We start from the raw sequence: 25,431 nt of genomic DNA on the forward strand, positions 1-25,431 counted from the left end.
CCCCCCCCCCCCCCCGAGCGGCCTCGTCGCCACCCCCCGCCACGGGCCGCCCCGCGCCCCCCCCCCCGCGGGCCGTTCCGTCTTCCCGAGGTCCGAACTCCCGCACGGCCCTCCAAAGGGCGTATCCTCTGAGCCCGTGGTGGAAATCCCAGAAACCGGACGCCAGGTCCTCGACGCCGACATCATGCGCGAGTGGGCCGCGCGCGGCATCGACACGTTGACCCGCCACCGGCGCGGCGTCGACGAGCTCAACGTGTTCCCCGTCGCCGACTCCGACACCGCGACGAACATGGTCGCGACCCTCCAGGCCGCCTTCCAGGGCGCCACCCCCGGCCTCGGCCTCGAAGCGCTCCTCGACGAGGCCGCCGGGCGCGCGCTCCTCTCGGCCCGCGGCAACTCCGGCGTGATCCTCGCGCAGATGCTGCGCGGCCTCGCCGACGTGTGGAACAGCGACGAGATCGACGCGAAGGGCTTCGCGATCGGCCTGCGCTCGGCGACCGACGCCGCGACCGCGGCCGTCGCCGTCCCGACCGCCGGCACGATCCTCACCGTCGCCGAGTCCGCCGCCTCCGCCGCCGTGAAGGCCGCGCCGTTCGGCCTCGTCTCGGCCGCCCGCGCGTCCGCGGAAGCCGCCGCCGAAGCCGTCGCGGCCACGCCCGGCCAGCTTCCCGCGCTCGCCCGCGCCGGCGTCGTGGACGCGGGGGGCCTCGCGCTCACCGTGATCCTCGAGGCGCTCGTCGAGACCCTGACCGGTTCGGTGTCGACCGGCGCGCTCGACCTCCTCGAACGCCACCGCGTGCGGACCGTCTCGGAGGTCGAGGAGGTCCCGCGCGAGACCGGATCGGACGTGTACGGCTACGAGGTCCAGTACCTTCTCGAAGCGAACGCCGCTGCTGCTGCCGACCTGCGCCACAGCCTCACCGCGCTCGGCGACTCCGTGGTCATCATCGGCTCGCGCGCGGCCAAGGACGTCACCACGTTCAACGTCCACGTGCACGTCAACGACATCGGCGCGGCCATCGAGGCCGGGATCGAGCGCGGCCGCGTGCACCGCATCTCCGTGACCCGCTTCGACGACACCCTCGGGACCCACGCGAGCGCCCGCATGCACGCCGCGCCCGCCCGCCGCCCGGCCGTCCCCGAGGCCGAAGCCCCGATCGGCGAGCTCGTCGTCGTCACCGAGGCCGATCCGCTCCGCGAGTTCCTCGCCGGCGAGGGCTGCCGCACCGCGTCACCCGCCACGGTCGGCACCGAACTCGCTGCGGCCCTTGCGGACGGTGCCGCGAGCGTGGTCGTCCTCTCCGACACCGCCGCGGCCGCCAGGACCGCGCACCGCGCCGTCGAATCCGCGCACAGGGACGGCCACCAGGTCATCGCGCTCTTCGGCGTCACCCGGGTGCAGGCCGTCGCCGCCGTCGCCGTCCACGACCCCGAGCGCCAGTTCGACGACGACGTCTCCGCGATGACCGAGGCGATCAAGGCCTGCCGCACCGGCGAGGTCCACGCGATCCCCTCCGGGTTCTCCTCCGTCATCCACGAACGCACCCAGTCGGTCTTCGGCGAACCCGCCGACGCCGCCCGCGACCTGGCCGACCGGCTGTGCGCCGACGGCGCCGAACTCCTCACCGTCCTGCCCGGCGCCGGTTCGAACGCGGCGATTGTCACAGCCTTGAGCGATCATGTCCGTGAGGCGTGGCCGCTGGTGGAGATCCAGCAGCTGCCCGCCGGAGACGATGTACCGCTGCTGCTGCTAGGAGCCGAATGACGATTGGGCTTGACACCCGGCTGCGCGAGGTCCTGGGCAAAAAGACCGTGGAGGCGCTCAGCGAAGGTCTGGGCCTCGACACCGTGGGGGACCTCCTCGGGCACTACCCGTTCCGCTACGCCCAGCGCGGTGAGCGGACCGACCTCGGCGCGCTCCAGATCGGCGAGGACGTCACGGTCACCGCGCAGGTGCGCGCGGCCGTCCAGAAATCATTCGTCCCCAAGGGACAGCGGCGCGGTTCACGGCCCGGCGGCAAGCCCCGCGACCTCCTCGAAGTGATCGTCGCCGACGAAGGCGGGCGCACGCTCACCCTCACCTTCTTCAACCAGTCCTGGCGCGCGAAGGAACTCGTCGCCGGCCGCTGGGGCCTCTTCGCGGGCAAGGTCGCGCAGTTCCGCGGCCGCCTCCAGCTCAACTCGCCGCAGTACCAGCTCCTCGCCGAGGACGCGACCGACCCGTCCAGCGCGATCGAGGAGTTCGCCGGGACCCTCATCCCCGTCTATCCGGCGACCGCCGAACTCCCGACCTGGAACATCGCCAAAGCCATCCACACGGTCCTCGACATGGTCCCGGACCCGCCCGATCCGCTCCCGCGCTCGCTGCGCGGACGCCTCAGCCTCCTCGGCTACGGCACCGCGCTGCGCCAGATCCACCGCCCCGACTCCCACGAGGCCCTCGGCGCGGCCAAGAAGCGCCTCAAATGGCAAGAGGCCCTGGTCATGCAGGCCGTGCTCGTGCGCCGCAAGGCCGAAGCCGCGGGGGAGTCCGCGACCGCGTACGAACGCGGCGGCGCCCTCCCCGAGGCCTTCGACGCCCGGCTCCCGTTCGCGCTCACCGAAGGCCAGCGCCAGGTCGGCGAGGAGATCGCCGCCGAACTCGCGGGCGAGCACCCGATGCACCGCCTCCTCCAAGGCGACGTCGGCTCCGGCAAGACCCTCGTCGCCCTCCGCGCCATGCTCCAAGTGGTGGCGCACGGCGGCCAGGCCGCGCTCCTCGCGCCCACCGAAGTCCTTGCCGCCCAGCACCACCGGTCGATCGTCGACATGCTCGGCGACCTCGCCGAGGGAGGCGAGCTCGGCGCGCCGCCCGAAGCCACCCGCGTCGCGCTCCTCACCGGCTCCGCCACGGCCGCGCAGCGCCGCACCGTGCTCGACGAGGTGAAGACCAACGCGGCCGGGATCGTCATCGGCACGCACGCGCTCCTCTACGACGGCGTGGACTTCGCCGACCTCGGCTTCGTCGTCGTCGACGAGCAGCACCGCTTCGGCGTCGAGCAGCGCGACGCCTTGCGCGCCAAGGCCGACCGGCCTCCGCACACGCTCGTCATGACCGCCACCCCGATCCCGCGCACCGTCGCCATGACCGTCTACGGCGACCTCGAGACCAGCCGCCTCACCGAGCTCCCGGCCGGCCGCACCCCCATCGCCACCCATGTGGTGCCCTACACCGACCAGCGCTGGATGACCCGCACCTGGAACCGCGTGCGCGAAGAGGTCGCGGCCGGTCGCCAGGCCTACGTCGTCTGCCCACGCGTCGGCGGAGACGACGCCGAGGACAACGGTTCGGGCGGCGACAAGCGCCCGCCGCTCGCCGTGGTCGACGTCATCGAGCAGCTCCGCGGCGGCGCCCTCAACGGCCTGCGCCTCGGCCTCCTCCACGGCCGCCTCGACGCCGACGAGAAGGACCGCGTCATGCGCGCCTACGCCGCGGGCGAACTCGACGTGCTCGTGGCGACCACCGTCATCGAAGTGGGTGTCAACGTGCCCAACGCGACCGCCATGGTCGTGCTCGACGCCGAACGCTTCGGCATCTCCCAGCTCCACCAGCTCCGCGGCCGCGTCGGCCGCGGCTCCCACCCGGGCCTCTGCCTGCTCGTGAGCGAGGCCCCCGAAGGCTCCTCTTCGCGGGAACGCCTCGACGCGGTCGCCTCCACCACCGACGGGTTCGCGCTGGCCGAACTCGACCTGGAGCAGCGCCGCGAGGGCGACGTGCTCGGCGCGGCCCAATCGGGCATGAAGTCGCACGTGAAGCTCTTGTCGCTGCTGAAGGACGCCGACATCATCGAGGCCGCCCGCGCGGAGGCCACGATGCTCATCGACGCCGACCCGCAGCTCAAGGGCGAACCGGGGCTTGCGGCGCTCGTGGACGACCTGGCGGCCGACCGCGGCGAGTTCCTGGAGAAGGGCTGAAGCGGAGGCGGCGCAGCGAAGCCTGTGGGTGAGCTGCGCCGCCGCAAGCGCACAGAAGTGACGCAGCGCGCCCTCGGGCGCTCGCCGCTGTGGCACGCCTGCGGCTCGCGCCGAGCCGGATTATTGTTGGGGCAAATGACTAGGATCATCGCCGGCAGCCTCAAGGGCCGCCGCCTCGCCACGCCCCCGGGGGACCGCACCCGGCCCACCTCAGACCGCGTCCGCGAAGCGCTGTTCAACTCGCTCGCCCCCGGCGGCGACCTCGACGGCCTGCGCTTCGCCGACCTGTACGCCGGGTCCGGCGCGGTCGGCCTCGAGGCGCTCTCCCGCGGCGCCGCGTCGGCGCTCTTCGTCGAGTCGCACGTGCTCACCGCGAAGCTCCTGCGCCGCAACATCTCCGACCTCGGCGTGACGGGCGCGGAAGTGATTTGCGCCCCTGTCGAGAAGGCGCTCCAGAACGGCCCGGCCGAGCCGTTCGACATCGTCTTCGCCGACCCGCCGTACGCCGTCACCGACGCCGCGATCGCCGACGTGCTGGAAGCCCTGGTAGCGAACGGCTGGCTCGCCGACGACGCCGACGTGGTCGTCGAACGCGGCGGCAAAGACGCCTCGGTGCCGTGGCCCGAGAAGATCGCAGAAGACCGCGTCCGTCGTTACGGCACGACGGCCCTTTGCTACGGTCACGCCCTGTGAAACCTGAAGCTCGCATCGCCGTGTGCCCCGGTTCATTCGATCCGGTGACCTACGGTCATCTCGACATCTTCGGACGCGCCGCCCAGTTGTACGATGAAGTCTGGGTCGCGGTCTTCCACAACGCCTCCAAGAACGCGCTTTTCAGCGTCGAGGAGCGGGTGGAACTCCTCCGCGAGACCACCGCGGACATCCCCAACGTGCGCATCGCGTCCTTCCGAGGGCTCGTCGTCGACTTCTGCCAGAAGCACGGAGCCGGAGTGCTCGTCAAAGGCGTCCGCGCGGTCTCGGACTTCGACTACGAATTGCAGATGGCCCAAATGAACTACGGGTTGCGAGGCATCGAGACGGTCTTCATTCCGACCAACCCCCTGTACTCCTTCCTGTCGTCCTCGATGGTCAAGGACGTGGCGAAATGGGGCGGCGACATCTCGCCCTACGCGCCTGAAATCGTCCAATCTCGACTGATCGAGCGTTTGGGGCAGGATTAGCCACGTTTCAGACCCTCATCCGGGACAATGTCCCCATGACTGACATCGACGGGAGCAAATCGGTGGGTGCGCTCGACCGGATCGAAGAGATCATCGCCTACGTGGAGCAGGCCAAGGCCGTGCCCATGTCCCGGGCCTGCAAAGTGGACCGGGCCGAGATGATCGCCATGCTCGAAGAGCTCCAGAACGAACTCCCCGGCGACCTGCGCCGCGCGGAGGCCATGCTCCAGGAGCGCGACAAGATCATCGACGCCGGCGAACGCGAGGCCGAGCGGATCATCGCCGAGGGCGAGACCGAGCACGCGCGGCTCGTCTCCCGCCACGAGATCACCGTCTCCGCCGAGCACGAGGGCAACCGCATCATCGCGGAGGCCCGCGGCGAGGCGCAGCGCCTGCGCGACGAGGTCGACGAGTACGTCGACACGACGCTCGCCAACTTCGAGCAGTTCCTGCACCGCGCCCTCTCGGGCGTGGAGCGCGGCCGCGACAAGATGCACACCCTCCGCGAGATCGGCACCTTCGCGCCGTCCCCGCAGGAGCCCATGGAAGAGGAGAAGCCGCTCCCGCAGCTGTAAGCGGTGTCGGCTCGCTCACACGTCCTTCGCGCGCTTCACCCTGCCCTCCACCTGGGTTGGGGCCGGTCCCGCGGTTGATGTAGCATTACCGGTCGGCCTCGATCGAGGCGCACCTCCCTATCGAAGGACCGCAGTACACCCATGACGACCGCTCTGGATCCCGCCGCACCGCTGGTGTTCGACACCACGGAGCTGCGCGGCGCGGGCACGATGATGCACATCGCCCGCGAGATCCCCGCACCCGAGGCCTACGGGCTCGAAGCGGTGTTCGCGGTGCCGAAGGGCGCGGTCCTCGACCTCGACATCACCCTCACCGGCGTCAGCGAAGGCGTACTCGCCGCGGGCCAGGTCGAGGCGGTCGCCGAGGGCGAGTGTGCGAGGTGCCTCGCACCGGTCCAGGACGCTCTCAGCGTCGAGGTGCAGGAGCTGTACGCTTATGAAGGCTCCGTCACCGAAGCGACCACAGAAGCCGATGAGATCATGCGGCTCGAGGGGGATCTGCTCGATCTGGAGCCCGCGGTCCGGGACGCGCTGGTGCTGGCTATGCCGGTCACCCCGCTGTGCCGACCTGACTGCCCGGGATTGTGCGCCGAATGCGGCGTGCCCTGGGATGAACTGCCCGACGACCACGTTCACGAGACCGTGGACCCCCGTTGGGCAGGCTTGGAGAAGCTTCGACTCGCCGGCAATGACGGCGAATCGAAATAGCACAGCGTAAGCGTATAGGTATGGAGTTCTGAAGTGGCTGTTCCGAAGCGTCGTATGTCGCGCAGCAACACCCGGCACCGTCGGTCGCAGTGGAAGGCTGTCGCCGTCCAGCTCGTCGAGTGCCCGCAGTGCCACGCCAAGAAGCGCGGCCACCAGGTCTGCGAGGTCTGCGGCACGTACAGGGGCCGTCAGGTCCTCGAGGCCTAAGTCCTCCCGCGCATGGGCGACAAGGCAGTACAACATTTCGAAGCGGTGTTCGGGGTTCGAGATATCGACCCCGAACTGCTGCGTCTCGCCCTGACGCACCGGTCCTACGCCTACGAGCACGGCGGACTGCCCACCAATGAGCGCCTGGAGTTCCTGGGGGACTCCGTGCTCAGCCTGGTGATCACCACCGCGCTCTACCAGAACCACCCCGACCTGCCCGAAGGGCAGCTCGCGCGCCTGCGCGCGTCGGTGGTGAACATGAAGGCGCTGGCCGGTGTGGCGCGTCGCATGGGCGCGGGCGGCATCGGCCCGCACCTCCTGCTCGGCAAGGGCGAGGAGACCTCGGGCGGGCGCGGCAAGAACTCGATCCTCGCCGATGCGGTGGAGGCGCTTCTGGGCGCCGTCTACCTGCAGTACGGCGTGGAGACCGCGAAGGTCGTGGTGCACCGGTTCTTCGACCCGCTCATGGAGGCCGCGGCCGGCCAGGGTGCTGCCCTGGACTGGAAGACGAGCCTCCAGGAGCTGACGGCAGATTCGGGGCTCGGCGTGCCCGAGTACCGGATCACCGAGTCCGGCCCCGACCACGCCAAGCAGTTCACGGCCTGGGCGGTCGTGGCGGGCGAGGAGTTCGGCGAGGGCTCGGGCGGTTCCAAGAAGGACGCCGAGCAGATCGCCGCCAAGCTCGCCTGGCAGGTGCTATCAGAACGCATGGGCGTCAAACAGCGCTAAGACGTTTTCGTGAGGGGCGGTACCGGGTTTCGGGTGCCGCCCCTCACGTTTGCTTTGCCGCCGGATGGCCGTCCACAAACCCCCACCCACCACTAGAGGGGAGAGATCGTGTGCGCCGAGCGTCGCACCCGCCCCCGACAAGACACGCCCGCGAGCGAGGCCACGGGCCGAAATGTCACCCGAAAGCGTGGCTCAGCGCTGGCACTTGGGGCAGTAGTGGGCTGACCTGTCGCCGATGACCTCGCGCTTGATCGGAGTGCCGCAGCGTTTGCAGGGTTGGCCCGCGCGGCCGTAGACGGCGAGTTCGCGGGCGAAGTAGCCGGCTTCCCCCCGCGCGTCGACGTAGAGCTCGTCGAATGAGGTGCCGCCGACCGCGAGCGACTCGGTCAGGACGTCCTTGACATGGCCGAGCAGCTCCAGCGCCTTGCGCTTCGAGAGCGAGTCGCCGCTGCGCCTGCCGCGCAGCCGCGCCCGCCACAGCGCCTCGTCCGCGTAGATGTTCCCGACCCCGCTGATCCACGTCTGGTCGAGCAGGGCCTTCTTCACCTCGATGGTCCGCCGCAGCAGCCGCTCGGCGGCCGCGGCCGCGTCGAACTCGGCCTCGAAGACGTCCGGCGCGATGTGCGCCATGGTCTTCGGGACCGCGCCGTCGAGCTCGGCGAGGTCCCAGTAGCCGAAGGTCCGCTGATCGATGAACCACAGCTCGCGCTCGTCGGCGAACCCGATCCGGGCGCGCAGGTGCTTGTGCGCCTCGCGCCCGTCCGTCACGACATGGAGCTGGCCGCTCATGCCCAGGTGGCACACGAGCGCCCGGTCGCTCGGCAGGGCCGCCGCGCCCTCGATCGGCTCCGCGAGCGTGAGCCACATGAACTTGCCGCGCCGTCCGCTGCCGGTGACCTGCAGGCCCGTGAGGCTCGTCTGGAAATCGGCGATGCCGGTGGCGTGGCGGCGCACCGCGCGCGGGTTGTAGACCTCGACGGTGCGGATGTGTCCGCCGCGGAAGGCCTCGTCGACCCCGCGGCGGACGGTCTCTACTTCGGGAAGCTCTGGCACTCCTCAAGTATGAGCCCCCCGCCGAAAGCCGCCGCCGCGGCTCAGCTGAGCTGCGGGTGCTTCTCCCTGACCGTGTCGAGCCCGTAGTTGATGGCGAACGCGATGGCCGCGAGCCGCGAGTTGACGCCGAGTTTGCCGAGCACGTTCTGGACGTGCGAGCGGACCGTGGAGACCGAGACGCCCATCTGGGTGGCCATCTGCGCGGTCGGCTCGCCGCGCACGATGCGGCGCAGCACGTCGTCCTCTCTCGGCGTGAGATGGTGTGCGAGTTCGAGTGCGTCGTTCTCGCCGAGAAGCGGAGCCGGCTGCAGCGCCGCGCGCAGGAGCTGGGGATCGTAATAAGGCGGACTGAGCAGCCCGCGGTCGATGGCCTCGAGCAGGTCGCCGGGCATGATGTGGGTGTTGGCTATCCCCGCGGCCGAGACCGAGACGGCCTTGCGGAGGACCGAGCCGTCCTCGCGGTCGGTGATGAGGAAGACCGGTCGCTTGCAGTCGGTCAGGACCCGGTTCCGGGAGACCGCCTCGAGTGCGACCAGGCAGCAGTCGATCTGCACATCCGCCGCCACGAGCGCTTTCGCGGTCCTGGCTTCGACTGGGATGTCACCGCGTCGGTGGAGCAGGGGTCGAATGCTGGCGGAGAAGACCTGATTCGGGTCGTACAGCATGACACGCACGGTTGGCACCTCGTCCTTCAGGTTTTTTGGTCGCCTCCCCAGATGCGCGCCTCAGCGGGCGGCCATCCCAGCATGACTGTTGGTAATCATTCAGTCCAGCGTTGAGTCGGATGCACGACAGTAAAGGGTTCCAGCGGGCTTCACCTGCGATAATGCTGCGACTTCGGCAGGGTCGCTAGCCGAAGTTCTGAACCCAGTAGAGGGTGCCGTCGCGGTCGGCCACGCCGACGCCGAGCACGCTGTAGTCGCAGTTGAGGATGTTGGCGCGGTGCCCTTCGGAGTCCATCCAGCCCTGCATGACGGCGTCGGCGTCGGGGTAGCCGGCGGCGATGTTCTCGCCGACGCCGCCTTCGTAGCCCTGCTCGGCGGCCCGCTCGGTGGGGCCGCGCCCGTCCTGGGAGGTGTGGTCGAAGTAGTCGTTGACGGCCATGTCCTCGGCGTGGAGGCGCGCGGCCGCGTCGAGGCGGGCGTCGCGTTCCAGTGCGCCGCAGCCGGCTTCGGCGCGGGCGTCGTTCACGAGGTCGGCGACGGCGGCTTCGACGTCCGCGTACGGGTGCGACTCGGCCTCGTCCTCGGTCTCCTCCTCGGAGGGCGCCTCGGTGGTCTCCTCGGGCGTCTCGGTGGTGGGGACCGGCTCGGGCTCCTGGGTGCGCATCCCGGCCTCGCCGGGCGCGCCGAGCACCTGGGCCTCAGGTGAAGACGAGTCCTCCGCACGAGTGGTTTCCACGGCCGCGGTGGTCGGCACGTCGTCGGAGACGGCGAGGCCGTCGAGTGGCGATCCGAGCGCCCAGAGTGAGGTCGCGCCGGCCGTGAGGCCGAAGATCGCCGGTATGAGCAAGAGCATCCGGCGGCGGTGGTCGGCGCGGTCGCGGTGGCGCCCGCCCTGGGGTCCTCGCATGGGGGTACGGCCTCGTCGCGTGGGGTTACGTGCAATTCTTTCGGATTTTCCGGGACCCTACCAGGTTCGGACGCCTCGTGCACGCATCAGTTCGCCGTGATCAAGCGTGAGGCACCCCCCTCCGATGTGACCCCCGTCGAATCCCGAGGGCAAAGCATGTGCAAAGCTTGACGAGAACCGTCGATCAGGCGGATGATGTCAGGAGACGGCCAGTGTTCACGAGCCGTGCTCCACTGGTCCGGCTAGGGGCAATCGGCCCCAGCGGCTAAAAAAATTCACTCAGCAAAATGCGACGTTTTCATGGTGCGTACGCCAACGCCACCAGTCGACGTGATCGCAAGGAGAAACCATGGCGAAAGCCCTCTACGGCCACCTTGGCCAGGCTCCCAACAAGCGCCTGCTCGAAGAAGTGGTCCAGCTACGCGCGCGAGTACGAAACCTCGAGTCCGAGCTCGCCGAGCTGCGGTCCCGAGAGGACGAGATCGAGCACGATCATGTCGAGGAGTTGATGCGGCTGCAAGAGCCCGCGTTGACCTAGTTCGTCTCGCGACAACGAAACACCAGCGCGCCTGCTGCGGGACAGCCGGCGCGCATTGTCATGTCTGGGGCTTTTTCGCCCCGAAACCCCCGCCGATCCCTCCCCGGTTCGTCCCCTTTGGGGCCTTTGATATGCCCCGCTCCGTCACGACGGCCTTGTAGGCTGGGACGGTCCCGCACCCGAACCGACGCACACCAGCCCGGAGCGACCGTTGTACCTGAAGAGCCTCACGCTGAAGGGCTTCAAGTCCTTCGCCTCGGCCACGACCCTGCGTTTCGAACCGGGGATCACCTGCGTCGTGGGCCCGAACGGCTCCGGGAAGTCCAATGTCGTCGACGCCATCGCCTGGGTGCTCGGGGAGCAGGGCGCGAAGTCCCTGCGCGGCGGCAAGATGGAGGACGTCATCTTCGCCGGCACGACCGGCCGCCCCGCGCTCGGCCGCGCCGAGGTCACGCTCACGATCGACAACTCCGACGGCGCCATCCCCATCGACTACTCCGAAGTCTCGATCACCCGCCGCATGTTCCGCTCCGGCGAAGGCGAGTACGAGATCAACGGCGACCGCTGCCGCCTCCTCGACGTGCAGGACCTCCTCTCCGACGCCGGCATCGGCCGCGAGATGCACGTGCTCGTGGGCCAGGGCAAGCTCGACTCCTATCTGCACGCCCGCCCCGAGGACCGCCGCGCGTTCATCGAGGAGGCCGCCGGCGTCCTCAAGCACCGCAAGCGCAAGGAGAAGGCCCTCCGCAAGCTCGAAGGCATGCAGGGCAACCTCGACCGCCTCGCCGACCTCACCGGCGAGCTGCGCCGCCAGCTCAAGCCCCTCGGCCGCCAGGCCGAGCTCGCCCGCCGCGCCCAGACGATCCAGATGGACCTGCGCGAGGCCCGCCTGCGCCTCCTCGCCGACGACCTCACCTCGCTGCGCGGCAACATCGCCAAGGACCTCGCCGACGAAGAGGCCCTGAAGGAGCGCAAGGAAGTCCTCGCCGAAGAGCACGAGCGGCTGAAGGCCCAGGTGGGCGAGGTCGAGGCCGCGCACGCCGCCGACAAGCCGCGTCTCGCACGGCTGCAGGAGACCTGGTACCGCCTCCAGGCCGTGGCCGAGCGCCTGCGCTCCACCGCCCAGCTCGCCGCCGAGCGCCGCCGCTACCTCTCCGAGGACACCGGCGACGACCGCGCCGGGCGCGACCCCGAAGTCCTCGAGACCGAGGCCGAGCGCATCCGCGAGCAGGAGATCGAACTGCGCGAGTCCATCGCGGAGGACTCCGAACGCCTCGCCTCCGCCGTGGAGGCCCGCGAGGAGACCGAGACCGCGCTCGCGGACGCCGAGCAGCGCATCGTCACCGCCGTGAAGGCCGCCGCCGAGCGCCGCGAAGCCCTCGCCACGCTGCGCGGCAAGGTCGACTCCCTCCAGACCCGCACCGCTGCCGCCGCAGAAGAACTCGAACGCGCCAGCATCGCGCTCGCCGAAGCCCGCGAACGAGCCGAAGCCGCCGCCGAGGCGCACGCCGAAGCCGAGGCCGAGAACGAAGCGGTCGAGTCGAACACCGAGTTCGACGAGGCCGTCGCTGAAGCCAAGGCCCGCGTCGCCGCCGCGAAAGCCGAAGTGGACCGGCTCCAGGCCGCCGAACGCGAGGCCGACCGCGAAGCCTCCCAGTGGGCCGCCCGCGAGGAAGCCCTCGCCGTCGGCCTGCGCCGCAAGGACGGCGCCGCCGCGCTCCTCGCCCGCGCCGACGCCGTGCCCGGCGTCCTCGGCTCCGTGGCCGCCCTCCTCACCGTCGAACCCGGCTTCGAGGCCGTGCTCGCCGCCGCGCTCGGCCGCCTCGCCGACGCCATCGCCGTCACCAACCCCGCCAGCGCCGCCGAGGCCCTGAGACTCCTCCGCGACGAGGACGGCGGGCAGGCCGCGTTCCTGATCGCCGGTTCGCAGTCGCATGTGGACATCCCGGCCGGGTTGAAGGCCGTCGCCGACACCGTCTCGGCCCCCGCCGCGCTCGCCTCCACGGTCCGCGCCGTGCTCGCAGGGATGTGCGTCGCCGACGACCTCGACGCCGCCCGCGCCATCGTGGACGCCCACCCGCAGCTCACCGCCGTCACCCGCGCCGGGGACGTGCTCGGCGCGGCCGAAGCCTTCGGCGGTTCCGCGAAGGCCCAGTCCTACATCGAGATCCAGGCCGCCGTCGACGAGGCCCGCGACCGCAAGCTCGCCTCCGAGTCCCTCGCGGCGCAACTGCGCGAGCAGTTCGAGGCCGCCCGCGAGGCCCACGCGGAAGCCGAGGCCGCCGCCGAGGAGGTGCGCAACGCGCAGCGCCAGGCCGAGGCCGCGCACAGCGTCGTCGCCCGCCGCCTCGCCGAACTCGGCGCCGCCGCCCGCAGCGCCGAAGCCGAGGTCGCCCGCCTGCAGCAGGCCAAGGACCGCGCCCAGGCCGCCCGCGAGACCGACACCGCCGGGCTCACCGATCTCGAAGCGCGCCTTGAAGAGCTCGAATCGCTCCCCGAGATCGAGGAGCCGTCCACCGACGAGCGCGACGTGCTCTCCCGCGCGCTCGACGCGGCCCGCCAGAACGAGATGGAGACTCGGCTTTCGGTGCGCACCGCCGAGGAGCGCGCCTCCGCGCTCGCCGGCCGCGCCGACGCCCTCGCCCGCCAGGCCCAGTCCGAGCGCGCCGCCCGCGCCCGCGCCGAGGCCCGCCGCGCCGCCCGTGCGCGCGGCGCCAAAGTGGCCGCGCTCGTGGCCGAGGCCGCCGAGAACGCCGGCGTCAACCTCACCGACTCCCTTGAGGCAGCGGCGATCGAACGCGACGGCATCGCCGCCGAGCAGACCCGCCGCGAGGCCGCCCTCGCCGACCTGCGCACCCGCGCCGGGGCCACGGCCGCCGAGCTCGAACGCATCACCTCCGCCGCGCACCGCGACGAGGTCGCCCGCGCCGAGCAGCGCCTGCGCATCGAGCAGCTCGAGGAGAAGGCCGGCGCCGAGTTCGGCGTCGACATCGAGACGCTGCTGGCCGAGTACGGCCCCGACCAGCTCGTGCCGCCCAGCGCCGAAGAGGTCAACGTCGCCTCGGAGAAGGGCAAGCCCGAGCCGGAGCCGTACGAGTTCGACCGCGCCACGATGGAGAAGCGCGCCGCCCGCGGCGAGCGCGAGCTCAAGCTCCTCGGCAAGGTCAACCCGCTCGCGCTCGAGGAGTTCGCGGCCCTCGAGGAGCGGTACAAGTTCCTCAACGAGCAGCTCGAGGACGTCAAGAAGACCCGCGCGGACCTCACCACGGTCGTGAAGGAAGTGGACGACCGCATCCAGCAGGTCTTCGCCGAGGCCTTCGCGGACACCGCGCGCGAGTTCGAGAACGTCTTCCAGACCGTCTTCCCCGGCGGCGAGGGCCGCATCCTCCTCACCGACCCGGACGACCTGCTGCACACCGGCGTCGAGGTCGAGGCCCGCCCGCCCGGCAAGAAGGTCAAGCGGCTCTCGCTGCTCTCGGGCGGCGAGCGGTCGCTGACCGCGCTGGCGCTGCTGGTCGCGATCTTCCGTGCCCGCCCCAGCCCGTTCTACCTGATGGACGAGGTGGAGGCGGCGCTCGACGACGTGAACCTCGGCCGTCTGCTGGACCTCCTGCGGCAGTTGCAGGAGAACTCGCAGCTGCTCATCATCACCCACCAGAAGCGCACGATGGAGATCGGCGACGCCCTGTACGGCGTGACGATGCGCGCAGGTGTCACGCAGGTCATCAGCCAGAAGTTCACCCGCGAAGAGGAATAAGGGCAGCCCAGTAAGGTGGTTGCGTGCATGCACGCCAGCGGGCGTTCGATCTTCATGCACGCATGCGAGTAGACCCATCGCTGGAGGACTTACCTGTGGACAACCTGTGGATCTGGCTGGTCGCGGCCGTCGTCGTGATCGCCGCGATCGTCGGTATCGCGTTCGGCGTCCGCGCTTCGCGCTCGAAGTCGGCCGTCGAGGCCCCCGCTGAGGAACCGCAGGTCGAGGCCCCGAAGCGGGCCGAGCCCGAAGCGGAGGCGTCGAAGCCCGCCGGGCCGACGATCGAAACGCCCGAGCCCGTCGAAGGCCGCCTCGTGCGGCTGCGGTCGCGCCTGGCGCGTTCGAACAACGCGCTCGGGAAGGGCCTGCTGGCACTGCTGGCGAGCGACAAGCTCGACGACGACGTGTGGGACGAGATCGAGGCGACCCTGCTGACCGCCGACGTGGGCATGGCGGACACGACCGCGGTCGTCGAGCGCCTGCGCGAGCGGGTGAAGGTCCTCGGCACCCGCAACCCCGAGGAACTGCGCGGCCTGCTGAAGGCCGAGCTCACCGCCGTCCTGGAGCCGGAGCTCGACCGCTCGATCGCGACGGTCTCGCCGTCGGGCGAGGGCCCGGCCGTGATCATGATGGTCGGCGTCAACGGCTCCGGCAAGACCACGACCTGCGGCCGCGTCGCCCGGGTGCTCATCGCCGAGGGGCAGACGGTGCTCATGGGCGCGGCGGACACGTTCCGCGCGGCCGCCGCCGAGCAGCTCGAGACCTGGGGTTCGCGCGTGGGCGCGACGGTGGTGCGCCGCGGCGAGGGCGCCGACCCCGCTTCGGTCGCGTTCGACGCGGTCAAGGCCGGTGCCGAGCAGGGCGCCGACGTGGTCCTGATCGACACCGCCGGGCGGCTCCAGAACAAGGCCGGCCTGATGGACGAGCTCGGGAAGGTCAAGCGGGTCATCGAGAAGCAGGGCCCGGTCGCGGAGACGCTGCTCGTGCTCGACGCCACGACCGGCCAGAACGGTCTGCAGCAGGCGAAGGTCTTCGGCGAGGTCTGCGACGTGTCGGGCATCGTGCTCACCAAACTCGACGGGTCCGCCAAGGGCGGGATCGTGATCGCGGTTCAGCGGCAGTTGGGGGTACCGGTTAAGCTGGTCGGACTCGGGGAGGGGCCGGACGACCTGGCTCCGTTCGAAGTCGGAGCGTTCGTCGACGCGATCGTCGACGGCGCCGAGTCCTGACACCCCTTTAACGAAGACGCCAGGCACTGCGGGGACCGGTGAGCCAAGACGAGATTCCGCTGATCGGCGGCAACACGAGCACGGTCGTCCGGCTGGGCGACACCGTCCGCCGGAACACGGGACCCTGGACTCCTGCGGTGCACGCGCTGCTGCGGCACCTCGACGGGGCCGGTTTCACCGGCGCGCCGCGGGTGCTGGGCATCGACGAGCACGCCCGGGAGGTGCTGTCGTTCGTCGAGGGCGAGCCGGGGAAGTACCCGCTGGCGCCGCACTGGACGACCGACGAGACCATGAGCGCGGTCGCGAAGATGCTGCGGATGTTCCACGACGCGCAGTACGGCTTCCGGCCGCCGCAGGGCGCGACCTGGCGGTCCTTCGGGCCGCCGCCGCCGGACACCGAGGTCATCTGCCACCACGACGCCGCGCCGCACAACGTGGTATGGCGGCCGGACGGGACGCTCTCCCTCATCGACTTCGACCTGGCGAGCCCGGGCGCGCGGATCTACGACGTCGCGTACGCGGCCTGGACCTGGGTCCCGATCTTCACCGACCGCGACTCGATCACCTTGGGCTGGAAGAAGCCCGACCGGGCGCGGCGGCTGCGGATGTTCGCGGACGCGTACGGGCTCTCCGACCGGGACCGGCAGCGGTTCATCAAGGTGATCCGGAAGCGGATCGTGGACCACATCGAGGGCATCCGGCGGATGGCCCAGGCCGGGGACCCGGCGTTCGAGCGGATCGTCGAGAAGGGGCACCTGCGCCGCCCGGCGCGGGACCTGCGGCTGCTGGACGCCGAGCGGTACATCCTCGACGAGGCGCTGCGCTAGAGCGCTGAAGTCCCCGTTTCGCGACGAAGACCTCCGACGAGCCGGGAGCCGGGGGTCTTCGCCTGTCCGCGAGGCCTGAGGGCACCGCGACGCCGCACGGGTGGAGCGCTCCCAGTGTTGACCGCGGGAGCCGGTCGCTGTCTTCGCTGTTCGGTGGAGCGCCGTCTTCAGTAGAGCACTGTCGGGGTGCGGCTTCTCGATGGTTTTGAGGGAAGTCAAGCAAACCTACCGTGCGAGCGTTTGCCTGTCAATAGATAGGCATATGTCAATGTTAGGCCTGTGCTGTCAGGGAAAGCGATGCCCTGGGTTCGCTTGCACCCCAACGAGGTCGCGCCCCGGTCGCTAGGAAGCGACCGGGGCGCCAACCCCTCAGGAGCAGGTCTCTAGGGCGAGCGGGCTTTCAGGCGAGCAGCGCACCGGCCCGGCTCAGCACGTGCGCCGCGACCGCCCGGCTCAGCTCCACGCCGGCGAGGTCCGCCGAGCGCGAATGGATGCCCGACCAGACGCGCGCGTCGACGTTCTCGGCCGTGAGCGGGTGCCAGGTCGTGTACGTGCGGGTCACGCCCGGCGCGGTCGGGCTCGGGATGGTGAACGCCGCGCCGGGGCCGTCGCCCACGAGTTGCGTCAGCACCTCCTCGGCCGAACCCGAGTACGTGTTGTGGCCGCTCGGGTAGTCCGGGTGCGACGGGGTGGCGTGCAGCGGCGCCCAGGACGGGTCTCGCTCGGTCGCGGGATCGCCGTCCTCGACCTCCCCGGCGATCGCCGTCACCGGGCGCCACCACACGTGCGCGTACTTCGAGTCAGAGGTCGCGATCTGCGTGTCGACTGACGCGACATGGAAGAGCGCCACCAGTTCCACCTGGTCGCGCAGCGAACCGGTGTGGTGCTCCAGGGCCGCCCGCAGGACGGGGTTGTAGAGCGTGAACGAGCTGCCGAGCCAGAACTGCGCGGTGTCGGTCTGCTCCTGGGTGCGCGCGCTGCCGTTCAGCGCGCCGTACGCCTTGACCTCCTCGAGGTCGGCCCGGTACTGCGGGGTCCCGATCGCGGGCGGCGGGTCGAGGCGGAACTGGTCGGCGCTGTCGAGCGCGAACGGGACGGCGAAGCGGGTGCCCGCCTGCTGCGCGGGGCCGAACGCGGGCGGCGTCGGCTGCCACACGCCCGGCGCGGCGGCCGGGGGCGTGTACGCCGGGCTCACCGAGGCCGGGTCGAGCCCGTCGCCGACGCGGTCGTTGAGCAGCGCATCGGCCCGCTCGACGCCGGCCGCGACGCCCTTGCGCTTGGCGCGGCCCTCGGGAATCGGCGCGAGCGCTTCCTCCAGGGCTGCGTCGAGCGCGGCGGTCTGGGACGGGGCGAGCGCGTAGAGCGCGCGGTGGACGGCAGCCGCCAGTGCGGCCCCACGGTAGTGGGACGCATTGAGGCCGTGGGGAACGCGGCGGACGGCGCGGGCGGCGGCGAGCCAGGCGATCGCCCAGGTGCGACTGTTGGTGACCTGCGTCGAGGCGGGCGCGGCGGTGACGGCCGCATCGGTCGCGTCGAACCAGTGCAGCACGGCCGCAGTGGGATCGGACTCGGCCGAGGCGGATGAGGCGGTCCCGACGGCGATGCCCGTGGCGGCGACCGGCGCGGCGGCCAGGATCGTGCGGCGGGTAATGGAGGTCCGGGTGCTGTTGGCGGAGGACATGATGCTCCTTGCGGTGGAATGAAGGTGGTGGGGGAGAGGAAGTCCGGGCGCGCGGCATCGAGGCCGCGCTGACGGGGATGACGAGGCACGCACGGAATCGAGGCGGCCGGAGTGTGGAGATTCGAGGCGGCTCGCGGGGAGGACCGGGCCGCACGGAGGAGAGTGAGGGTCAGCGACAGAGGGCGCTGGCGACGCGCATCTGGTCGACCGCGCGCCGCTTCGCGAGTGCGTTGGCGGGCTTCATGAATCGAATATATCAGTAATCCCATCGGATTACTAGGGTTAGTGTCATGGGGGATGACGGAGGGCGATGGGAGACCGCGTTCTACGCCGCCGTCCAGCGGAGTTCTCGGGATGCCAAGGGGCCGTACGGCGTCAGCGTTGCCAGTGCGGCCCGATGCTCTCCCGGCTCCCGATCCAGGGCTCTCGCGAACCTTTGGCGTCCATGCACGGTGATCACCTCGCCGTTCCACGCGCCGCCGATCGCATACGGGTGCACCGGCTTCAACTCGACCGCCGGGGTGCCGTCCATCGCGGTGATGCCGATCGCGAGGTCGGAGAGGCGCGGGTAGGCCTCGGTGCTGTCGCGCACGAGACGCTCGGTCGTGAGGACCTGGCCGTCCTGGAAGACCGGGACGAAACCCTTCGGCTCCCAGGCGATCCCGGTGACCGAGGCGTGCGCGAAGTACGCCGCCCACAGGCCCGGGTCCTTCATCGGGGCGCGCGGGCCGACGTGCACGGGCCGCGCCGGCCGTTCACGCGCTTGGAGTTCCGGCAGGCTCAGCGGCTTGCCGTTCTCGTCCGCCCAGTACGCGCCGTGCTGGCCGTCGAGGAGCACCCACTGGTCGAGGTCGTCGATCCAGGCCTCCGCCACGGCATGGCCCTGGCCGACGCCGTCGTGGTAGTCGCCGCGGCGGAGCCAGACCCGGCGGGCCGGGACGCGGAGGGCGTTGAGGCCCTGGGCGAGCACGATCGAGTATTCGACGCACGAGTAGCGCGCGCCGTTGGCGACCTGCTCGAGGACGTCGAGCGCGTCGCCGGCGTTGATGCGGGCGTTGGCGTGCCGCCACAAGCCCGCCGTCCACCCGAGGAGCAGCTTCGCGGTCTCCCAGGCGCCCGCGCCGGCCCGGGGCAGGCGCGGCAGGAGCTGCGGCTCGCGGTGCGGCTCGGCGCGGTCGAGGCGCACCGGCGGGGCCGGCGCCGGTTCGGGCCAGGCCGTGAGCCGCAAGGCGGGCTCGGGCACGTTCGCGCGGGCGCGTTCGATGACCTTCGACCAGTCCGGGTCCGCGCCGAACGCGGCCGAGAGCTCGGGCTCGAACAGGTCGGTCTGGTGGAAGCCGGCGTCGATCGCCTCGTCGAGCTTCGAGCGGGCGCCCTTGAGGCCGACCTTGTGGGCGGCGATGGCGAGGGACGGGGCCCAGAGGTCGCGCCAGAACTCGGCGTCGCCCCGGAGAGTCCGCTCGAGGTCCAGGAGCGTCCACCAGCGGGCGCCGCGCATGGCGTCCTGCGCGACCGTCCGCACGCGGGCGAGTTTCGCGGGAGGGAGCTGGGTCATGCGTATGAGCGTAGTCACCGGCGGGCGCGCCGCAAAGCCCGTTGTGCCCGGGACGTCCAGCCGCTAGAGTGGGCGGCATGATCTTTTAGAAGAGATTCGGCCGCCTCATTCGAAGAGGCCGCCAATACGACGAGTGCCAAGTTCTCGAGACGTCGAGTCTGACTCCGTTTCGCACTCACGTCTCTTCACTCTCTCACCCGAAAAGGGGAAGCGTATGACCGCCGAAGCTCCCAAGGCCGAAGAAGCCGCAGAAGAGACCACCGTCGAAGAGCCCTTGAACCGCGAGCAGCGCCGCGCGCTCGCCCGCGGGAAGAAGGCCGAGAAGACCGGCCACCAGGCCATCGGCAACAAGAAGGGCAGCGTCCGCTCCCAGATGCCGAAGGGCGGGCCCAGCAAGTTCCAGCTCCCGACCAAGAACGGCTGATGCCGGTTTAGGCGCACGAGCGAAACGGGGCGGCGGACCATTCGGTCCGCCGCCCCTTCTTTCATTTCCGGATTAGAGCGCTTCGCAGGTCACGGCCGGGGTGCCGGTCGGACTCGACGCGATGAAGCCGAAGACCTCGCGACTCTGGCCGCTCGCGACGGAGGCGTTCCAGCCCACGTCCTCGGCGGTCACGCTCGCGCCCGAGGCCGTCAGGTCGGCGTTCCAACTGCTGGTGATCCGGGTGGCCCCGGCCCACGTCCAGGTGAGCCGCCAGCCGTTCACCGCGCCCTGGTCGGCGGTGACGCTGACGTTCCCCTGCCAGCCCGAGGCCCAGGAGCTGACCACGGTGATCGTCGCGGTGCAGTCGCCCTCGGCCGGGCCGCCCGTGGTCGGGTTCTCGCTCGGACTCGTGGTGGGGCTCGTCGGCCCCGGGTCGTCGCCGTAGACCGTGGCGCGCTCGGCGGTGGCCGCGATCCCGTTGGCCGAGTCGAACACCCGCTGGCCCCAGGTGGTCTTCTGGGCGGGGTCGAAGTTGAGGACCTGGTCGAGGTCGCCGCCGGTGTTGCCCGAGTACGACCAGGCCAGCCAGCCGATGCCGCGCGCCTGCGCCTCGGTCTGGATGGTCTCCCAGGCGACCGTCTGGCCCTGGAACCCGTCGCCGTACTCGCCGACGATGAGCGGCAGGCCCATCGCCTCGAACGCGTCGAAGTAGTCGATCACGGTCTGCGGGCTGCTGTAGACGGCGTACATGTGGATCGAGAAGAGCGTGTTGCCGTCCGGGTCCGCGGCCGCGACGGCCGGGGCGTTGTCGCGCATGACATGCTGCCAGTCCTGGCCCCAGTTGGGGGCGTCGACGACGAGCGTGTGCTTGAACCCGATGGCGCGCATCCGCTCGATCGCGTCGATCGTCGGCTGCGTCCACTGCTGCGGGTTGGTGTTGCCGATCGGCTCGTTGCCGATGTTGATGAGCACGTACGCCTCTTCGCCCTCCAGGACGCTGTAGAGGCCTTCCCAGTAGTCGACGGCCTGGTCGAGGCTGGCCGCCGCGCCCTCTTCGCCGTAGCCGGTGGTGTCGTGGACTTCGAGGACGCAGATGAGGCGCTGCGCCTTGCACTCGTCGACGATCTGCTGCACGCGGGCGGCGCTGGAGACGCCCCAGTTGCGCTGGCCCGAGCCGAGGACGACGCGGACGGTGTTGGCCCCGAGGTCGCTGATCTCGCCGTAACTGGGGAACTGGCTCTCGTACCAGACGTCGGGATGCGAGGTGCCCCGCATGATGAACGGGTTGCCGTTGGCGTCGATGAGCTGCGTGCCGTCGATCGAGAAGCCGCCGGTCTGCTGCGCGCTCGCGGGCAGGAGCTGCCAGGCGCCCGCGAAGACGACGGCGAGCGTCGCGGCGACGGCCATGAGCCACTTGCGCATGCGTCGGCGTGACAGTCGACGCCGTGCCGGGGCGGCGTCGGAGGTGCCGGTATCCATGTCGATCCCATCTGTTGATCCGGTGTGAGAGGTGAATCGGTTCATCACCGACCTCAACATAGAGAACCATAAATATCGATGGGGTTCAAGGCGTGGTGCGAGATTGGCCCGGGGGTGCGTCCGGGGCCGACTCAGGCTTGGGCGGGTCCCGTTGAGCCGCGCGGGGACAGCTGCCCGGGCATGCACTGCAACGAGAACGTGCGCGCTTCAGTGCCCGGCGGATCGGTGTCCTTGTCGGCGCCGATGAGGGTCAGGAGCGCATCGGCGCAAGTGGAGCCGTAGGCCGGGATGTCCCGCGTGAGCGAGGTGAGGGCCGGGTGGGTGAGGCGGCACAGCGGCGAGTCGTCCCAGGCCACGATGGAGAGCTGCTCGGGGATCGCGAGGCCGAGCTCGTGCGCGACGCCGAGGCCGGCCACGGCCATCACGTCGTTGTCGTACACGATCGCGGTGGGGCGCTTGGAGGACGAGAGCAGCCGCCGCGTGATCTGGGCGCCCTGCTCGCCCGTGTAGTCACTATGGACGGTGGCGACGGAGGTGAAGTGGAGACCGGCGGCGGTCTCGGTGTACGCGCGGTCGCGGATCGCGGTGTGCAGCAGGCCGGGGATGCCCGCGACGCGGGCGACGCGCCGGTGGCCGAGGGTGTAGAGGTACTCGAGGATGTCGCGGCAGGGGGCGACGTCGTCGTGCCAGACGGCGGGGAACCGCGCGCCGTCGATCGGGCCGCCCACGGCCACTGCGGGGAGCCCGAGGTCGGCGATGAAGTCGAGCCGCTGATCGCCGGTGCCGATGTCGCACAGGAAGACGCCGTCGACGCGCCGTTCGGCCCACCAGCGCCGGTAGACCTCCAGCTCCTCCTCGAGCGTGCCCACGATCTGCAGGGTGAGGCCGAAGGACCCGGCCGAGAGGGTGGACTCGATGCCGCTGATGAGCTCCATGAAGTAGGGCTCGACGCCGATGGTGCGGGCGGTGCGGCGCAGCGCGATGCCGACGGTCTGCGCGGTGGAGACCGAGAGGGAGCGGGCGGCGCGGTTGGGGACGAAGCCCATTTCGGCGGCGATGGCGAGGATCTTGGCACGCGTGGTCTCCGAGACGCCGGGCCTCCCGTTGAGGGCGTAGGAGACCGCGCCCTTCGACACGCCCGCCGCGGTGGCGATGTCGGCGATGGTGATCCGCCTGGTCATCGGGGGTCCTCTCGGGTGGCGTGGGGGTGGGTAGCGCTGGGGGCGCCGCCGGTTTCCAGACTGTAGCGCACGGTGGCAGGCGAACCGGTTCAGCCGCGTCCGGCCCGCCGGTGGCGCGGGTGTCGCACTCTCGGGTATCAAGGCATGAACACGTTCGGACCGGACGCTCAGTGCGGAGCGTCCCGTGCCGTGACCACCGCCCGCTGAACAAGGCATAGGAGTCTCTTTGAGCGCCAAGCGAACCCTGCACGAAGGCTGGACCGTCACCGGTGATCCCGGGGCCCCGGTGGCCGTCGAGGCGGTGCCGGCCTCGGTTCCGGGCGAGGTGGTCGCCGACCTGCTGGCCGCCGGCCTCGTCGCCGACCCGTACGTGGACGAGGCCGAGCGCGACCTGGCCTGGGTCGGCCGCACTGACTGGACCTACCGCACCACCTTCGACTGGACCTCTGAACCCGGCGCCTCTGAACCCGGCGAGCCCGGCGACTGGGACGGGATCGACCTGGCCTTCGACGGGCTCGACACGGTCGCCCGGATCAGCCTCAACGGCACCGTCGTCGGCGAGACCGCGAACATGCACCGCCGCTTCCGCTTCGACGTGCGCGACCAGATCCGGGAAGGCGGTAACGAACTCGAGGTGCACTTCACGGCGCCGTACACGTACGCCGAGGCGCAGCGCGACCGGCTCGGGGACCGCCCCAACGCCTATCCCGAGCCCGGCAACTTCATCCGCAAGGCCGCCTGCAACTTCGGCTGGGACTGGGGGCCGAACCTGGCCGGCGTCGGGATCTGGCGGCCGGTGCGCCTGGAGTGCTGGAAGACCGCGCGCATCGCCGAGGTCGTGCCGCGAGTCTCCCTTGAGGACGGTGTGGGCGTCGCCGAGTTCGAGGTCCGCCTGGACCGGGCCGCCGATGTCGAGCTCGACCTGACGTGCACCCTCGGTTGGAATCTGCGGTTCGGCAACGGCCACAACGTGGCCGAGGCCGAGCTGAAGGTCCCGGCCGGGGCCGACACGGCGACCGTCCGCCTCGAGGTCGAGGACCCGAAGCTCTGGCGCCCGCGCGGATACGGCGAGAGCGACTACTACGAGCCTTTCGTCAGCATCGCTTCCGGCGGCACCGAGCTCGACTCCTGGGCGGGCGAGATCGGCTTCCGCAGCGTCGAGCTCGACACCGAGCCCGATGCGGACGGCCGCCCGTACCGGCTCAAGGTCAACGGCGAGAGCGTCTGGATCAAGGGCGTCAACTGGATCCCCGACGAGGCCCTGTTCAGCCGCGCCGACCCCGACCGCATCGAGCGCCGCCTGCGCCAGGCGGTCCGGGCCGGGATCAACTACATCCGCGTCTGGGGCGGAGGCGTCTACGAGTCCGACGAGTTCTATCGGATCTGCGACCGGCTCGGTCTCCTTGTGGGCCAGGACTTCGCGTTCGCGTGCGCCGCCTATCCGGAGGAAGAGCCCTTCTGGTCCGAAGTGGAGTCCGAGGCCCGCGACAACCTCGCCCGCCTCGCCTCGCACCCGAGCCTGGTCACCTGGACCGGCAACAACGAGAACATCTGGGGCTGGCACGACTGGGACTGGCAGGACGACCTGGGGGAGCGGACCTGGGGCGCGGGCTACTACCACGACCTCCTGCCGAAGCTCGTGGCCGAAGTGGACGGCACCCGCCCGTACTGGCCCGGCAGCCCTTATTCCGGTACGCGCGAACTGCACCCGAACGAGCAGGCGCACGCGTCCGTCCACATCTGGGACGTGTGGAACGACCTCGACTACGCCCACTACCGCGACTGGAAGCCGCGCTTCGTCGCCGAGTTCGGCTACCAGGCCCCGCCCACGTGGGCCACGGTGCGGCGCATGGTGAGCGACGAACCGCTCGGCGCCGAGAGCCCCGCGATGCTGTGGCACCAGAAGGCCCACGACGGCCAGGCGAAGCTGCAGCGCGGCCTCGACGCGCACCTGCCGCCCGTGCGCGACTTCGACGACTGGCTGTACTTCACGCAGGTCAACCAGGCCCGCGCGATCCGCCTCGGCATCGAGCACTTCCGCTCGTTGCAGCCGTACTGCTCGGGCGCGATCGTGTGGCAGCTCAACGACTGCTGGCCGGTCACCTCGTGGGCCGCTATCGACGGCGAGGAGCGGCTCAAACCGCTCTGGCACGCCCTGCGCGACGCCTTCGCCGACCGCATCGTCACCTTCCAGCCAGAAGGCGACGGCCTGAACATGGTGGTGGTCAACGACTCCGCCGAGGCCTGGACCGGCGTGATCGGCTTCTGGAAGTGCAGCGCCGAGGGCCGCATCATCGGCCGCGCGCTCGTGCAGATGGAGCTCGAACCGCGCGACACGGCCGTGCTCGAACTCGAGCCGGGCGCGATCCCGAAGGACGGCGAGTTCCTGGTGACCGGCCGCGAGGACTTCGCCCGCGCGACCTGGTTCACCAAGGAGGACAAGGACATGGACTGGCCGAAGGCCCGGTTCACGACCGAGGTCGCGGTGGTCGACGGCGGCGTCGCCGTCACGGTCCACGCCGAGACCGTGCTCCGCGACCTGTGCCTCTTCGCCGACCGCGTCGACCCTGACGCGGTGGTGGACAAGGCGCTCATCACGCTCGTCCCCGGCGAGCAGGTCACTTTCACCGTAGAGAGCGAGACGATAGCCGTCGTGCCCGAACTGCAGCGGGCCCTGACCGAGAAGCCCGTCCTGCGGGCGATCAACGACTAGACCGAAGCGGGGGGGGGGGGGGGGGGCGGGGGGGGCGCCCCGCGCCCGGGAGAGGGGTGGGGGGGGGA

General features: G+C 70.8%; 21 protein-coding genes. 14 read left to right on the forward strand and 7 right to left on the reverse strand.

The window, feature by feature from the left end; translation table 11 throughout:
• Positions 1 to 139 precede the first annotated feature (139 nt).
• The 8 genes from O2L01_RS07890 (at position 140) to rnc (ending at position 7,354) form a co-directional block, all read left to right on the forward strand.
• Complete coding sequence (locus tag O2L01_RS07890) at positions 140 to 1,765, forward strand: DAK2 domain-containing protein (protein WP_270121365.1); 1,626 nt, start codon at positions 140 to 142, stop codon at positions 1,763 to 1,765.
• A complete protein-coding gene (recG, locus tag O2L01_RS07895; protein WP_270121366.1) occupies positions 1,762 to 3,954 on the forward strand; it encodes an ATP-dependent DNA helicase RecG in 2,193 nt (730 codons plus the stop codon). Before O2L01_RS07890 ends, recG begins: the two co-directional genes overlap by 4 nt.
• A gap of 135 nt (positions 3,955 to 4,089) precedes the next feature.
• Positions 4,090 to 4,647, forward strand: a complete 558-nt coding sequence (gene rsmD, locus O2L01_RS07900; protein WP_270121367.1) for a 16S rRNA (guanine(966)-N(2))-methyltransferase RsmD — start codon at positions 4,090 to 4,092, stop codon at positions 4,645 to 4,647.
• Entirely contained in the window at positions 4,644 to 5,135 is a 492-nt protein-coding gene (gene coaD, locus O2L01_RS07905) for a pantetheine-phosphate adenylyltransferase (RefSeq protein ID WP_270121368.1), read from the forward strand. Before rsmD ends, coaD begins: the two co-directional genes overlap by 4 nt.
• Positions 5,136 to 5,170: 35 nt before the next feature.
• Entirely contained in the window at positions 5,171 to 5,710 is a 540-nt protein-coding gene (locus tag O2L01_RS07910; RefSeq protein ID WP_270121369.1) for a hypothetical protein, read from the forward strand.
• Between the two features lie 141 nt (positions 5,711 to 5,851).
• Positions 5,852 to 6,418, forward strand: coding sequence for a YceD family protein (locus tag O2L01_RS07915; protein ID WP_270121370.1), 567 nt, complete (start codon positions 5,852 to 5,854; stop codon positions 6,416 to 6,418).
• A gap of 33 nt (positions 6,419 to 6,451) precedes the next feature.
• Positions 6,452 to 6,625 (forward strand): 50S ribosomal protein L32, encoded by a 174-nt coding sequence (gene rpmF, locus O2L01_RS07920; protein ID WP_208495292.1) that lies wholly within the window; start codon positions 6,452 to 6,454, stop codon positions 6,623 to 6,625.
• 12 nt (positions 6,626 to 6,637) lie between these two features.
• A complete protein-coding gene (gene rnc, locus O2L01_RS07925) occupies positions 6,638 to 7,354 on the forward strand; it encodes a ribonuclease III (RefSeq protein ID WP_270121371.1) in 717 nt (238 codons plus the stop codon).
• Positions 7,355 to 7,546: 192 nt separating this feature from the next.
• On the opposite strand, the gene mutM is transcribed toward rnc, so the two are convergent.
• The 3 genes from mutM to O2L01_RS07940 form a co-directional block, all read right to left on the reverse strand.
• Positions 7,547 to 8,407 carry a bifunctional DNA-formamidopyrimidine glycosylase/DNA-(apurinic or apyrimidinic site) lyase gene (gene mutM, locus O2L01_RS07930; RefSeq protein WP_270121372.1) on the reverse strand — a complete coding sequence of 287 codons (861 nt, stop codon included), beginning with the start codon at positions 8,405 to 8,407 and terminating at the stop codon, positions 7,547 to 7,549.
• 41 nt (positions 8,408 to 8,448) lie between these two features.
• The gene (locus O2L01_RS07935; protein ID WP_270121539.1) at positions 8,449 to 9,072 is read right to left on the reverse strand and encodes a helix-turn-helix transcriptional regulator; all 624 of its coding nucleotides are present in this window, start codon (positions 9,070 to 9,072) and stop codon (positions 8,449 to 8,451) included.
• Between the two features lie 184 nt (positions 9,073 to 9,256).
• Positions 9,257 to 9,979: a CAP domain-containing protein gene (locus O2L01_RS07940; RefSeq protein WP_270121373.1), complete on the reverse strand. Its 723-nt coding sequence runs from the start codon at positions 9,977 to 9,979 to the stop codon at positions 9,257 to 9,259.
• Between the two features lie 349 nt (positions 9,980 to 10,328).
• On the opposite strand from O2L01_RS07940, the gene O2L01_RS07945 reads away from it, so the two are divergent.
• From O2L01_RS07945 to O2L01_RS07960, 4 genes are all read left to right on the forward strand, one after another.
• Entirely contained in the window at positions 10,329 to 10,517 is a 189-nt protein-coding gene (locus O2L01_RS07945) for a hypothetical protein (RefSeq protein WP_270121374.1), read from the forward strand.
• Positions 10,518 to 10,728: 211 nt separating this feature from the next.
• On the forward strand, positions 10,729 to 14,274 hold the full coding sequence (smc, locus tag O2L01_RS07950; RefSeq protein WP_270121375.1) for a chromosome segregation protein SMC: 3,546 nt from the start codon (positions 10,729 to 10,731) through the stop codon (positions 14,272 to 14,274).
• Positions 14,275 to 14,336: 62 nt separating this feature from the next.
• Entirely contained in the window at positions 14,337 to 15,503 is a 1,167-nt protein-coding gene (gene ftsY / locus O2L01_RS07955; protein ID WP_270121376.1) for a signal recognition particle-docking protein FtsY, read from the forward strand.
• 38 nt (positions 15,504 to 15,541) lie between these two features.
• Positions 15,542 to 16,330, forward strand: a complete 789-nt coding sequence (locus tag O2L01_RS07960) for a phosphotransferase enzyme family protein (protein WP_270121377.1) — start codon at positions 15,542 to 15,544, stop codon at positions 16,328 to 16,330.
• A gap of 400 nt (positions 16,331 to 16,730) precedes the next feature.
• Here the strand turns inward: O2L01_RS07960 and O2L01_RS07965 are convergent, their stop codons facing one another.
• A complete protein-coding gene (locus tag O2L01_RS07965) occupies positions 16,731 to 18,011 on the reverse strand; it encodes a vanadium-dependent haloperoxidase (RefSeq protein ID WP_270121378.1) in 1,281 nt (426 codons plus the stop codon).
• A gap of 325 nt (positions 18,012 to 18,336) precedes the next feature.
• Entirely contained in the window at positions 18,337 to 19,566 is a 1,230-nt protein-coding gene (locus O2L01_RS07970; RefSeq protein ID WP_270121379.1) for a transglutaminase-like domain-containing protein, read from the reverse strand.
• Positions 19,567 to 19,780: 214 nt separating this feature from the next.
• Between O2L01_RS07970 and O2L01_RS07975 the strand changes: the two genes are divergently transcribed.
• Positions 19,781 to 19,990, forward strand: a complete 210-nt coding sequence (locus O2L01_RS07975; protein ID WP_270121380.1) for a hypothetical protein — start codon at positions 19,781 to 19,783, stop codon at positions 19,988 to 19,990.
• A 72-nt stretch (positions 19,991 to 20,062) separates the two neighbouring features.
• Here O2L01_RS07975 and O2L01_RS07980 read toward each other — a convergent pair whose 3' ends face one another.
• Positions 20,063 to 21,469 (reverse strand): cellulase family glycosylhydrolase, encoded by a 1,407-nt coding sequence (locus O2L01_RS07980; protein WP_270121381.1) that lies wholly within the window; start codon positions 21,467 to 21,469, stop codon positions 20,063 to 20,065.
• A 131-nt stretch (positions 21,470 to 21,600) separates the two neighbouring features.
• Positions 21,601 to 22,650, reverse strand: a complete 1,050-nt coding sequence (locus O2L01_RS07985) for a LacI family DNA-binding transcriptional regulator (RefSeq protein WP_270121382.1) — start codon at positions 22,648 to 22,650, stop codon at positions 21,601 to 21,603.
• Positions 22,651 to 22,876: 226 nt separating this feature from the next.
• On the opposite strand from O2L01_RS07985, the gene O2L01_RS07990 reads away from it, so the two are divergent.
• Complete coding sequence (locus O2L01_RS07990; protein ID WP_270121383.1) at positions 22,877 to 25,363, forward strand: glycoside hydrolase family 2 protein; 2,487 nt, start codon at positions 22,877 to 22,879, stop codon at positions 25,361 to 25,363.
• Positions 25,364 to 25,431: the final 68 nt, after the last annotated feature.

The sequence above is a fragment of the Glycomyces lechevalierae genome (assembly GCF_027622945.1).
Lineage (GTDB): Bacteria > Actinomycetota > Actinomycetes > Mycobacteriales > Micromonosporaceae > Glycomyces > Glycomyces rutgersensis.

What these genes read in the sequence shown, in the direction of transcription:
- O2L01_RS07945 (WP_270121374.1), top strand. Translation starts at nt 10,329, where the DNA reads ATGGCGAAAGCCCTCTACGGCCACCTTGGCCAGGCTCCCAACAAGCGC.
- recG (WP_270121366.1), top strand. Translation starts at nt 1,762, where the DNA reads ATGACGATTGGGCTTGACACCCGGCTGCGCGAGGTCCTGGGCAAAAAG.
- O2L01_RS07915 (WP_270121370.1), top strand. Translation starts at nt 5,852, where the DNA reads ATGACGACCGCTCTGGATCCCGCCGCACCGCTGGTGTTCGACACCACG.
- O2L01_RS07975 (WP_270121380.1), top strand. Translation starts at nt 19,781, where the DNA reads ATGACCGCCGAAGCTCCCAAGGCCGAAGAAGCCGCAGAAGAGACCACC.
- O2L01_RS07985 (WP_270121382.1), bottom strand. Translation starts at nt 22,650, where the DNA reads ATGACCAGGCGGATCACCATCGCCGACATCGCCACCGCGGCGGGCGTG.
- O2L01_RS07970 (WP_270121379.1), bottom strand. Translation starts at nt 19,566, where the DNA reads ATGACCCAGCTCCCTCCCGCGAAACTCGCCCGCGTGCGGACGGTCGCG.
- O2L01_RS07935 (WP_270121539.1), bottom strand. Translation starts at nt 9,072, where the DNA reads ATGCTGTACGACCCGAATCAGGTCTTCTCCGCCAGCATTCGACCCCTG.
- ftsY (WP_270121376.1), top strand. Translation starts at nt 14,337, where the DNA reads ATGCGAGTAGACCCATCGCTGGAGGACTTACCTGTGGACAACCTGTGG.
- O2L01_RS07965 (WP_270121378.1), bottom strand. Translation starts at nt 18,011, where the DNA reads ATGTCCTCCGCCAACAGCACCCGGACCTCCATTACCCGCCGCACGATC.
- O2L01_RS07910 (WP_270121369.1), top strand. Translation starts at nt 5,171, where the DNA reads ATGACTGACATCGACGGGAGCAAATCGGTGGGTGCGCTCGACCGGATC.
- O2L01_RS07940 (WP_270121373.1), bottom strand. Translation starts at nt 9,979, where the DNA reads ATGCGAGGACCCCAGGGCGGGCGCCACCGCGACCGCGCCGACCACCGC.
- rnc (WP_270121371.1), top strand. Translation starts at nt 6,638, where the DNA reads ATGGGCGACAAGGCAGTACAACATTTCGAAGCGGTGTTCGGGGTTCGA.
- rsmD (WP_270121367.1), top strand. Translation starts at nt 4,090, where the DNA reads ATGACTAGGATCATCGCCGGCAGCCTCAAGGGCCGCCGCCTCGCCACG.
- O2L01_RS07980 (WP_270121381.1), bottom strand. Translation starts at nt 21,469, where the DNA reads ATGGATACCGGCACCTCCGACGCCGCCCCGGCACGGCGTCGACTGTCA.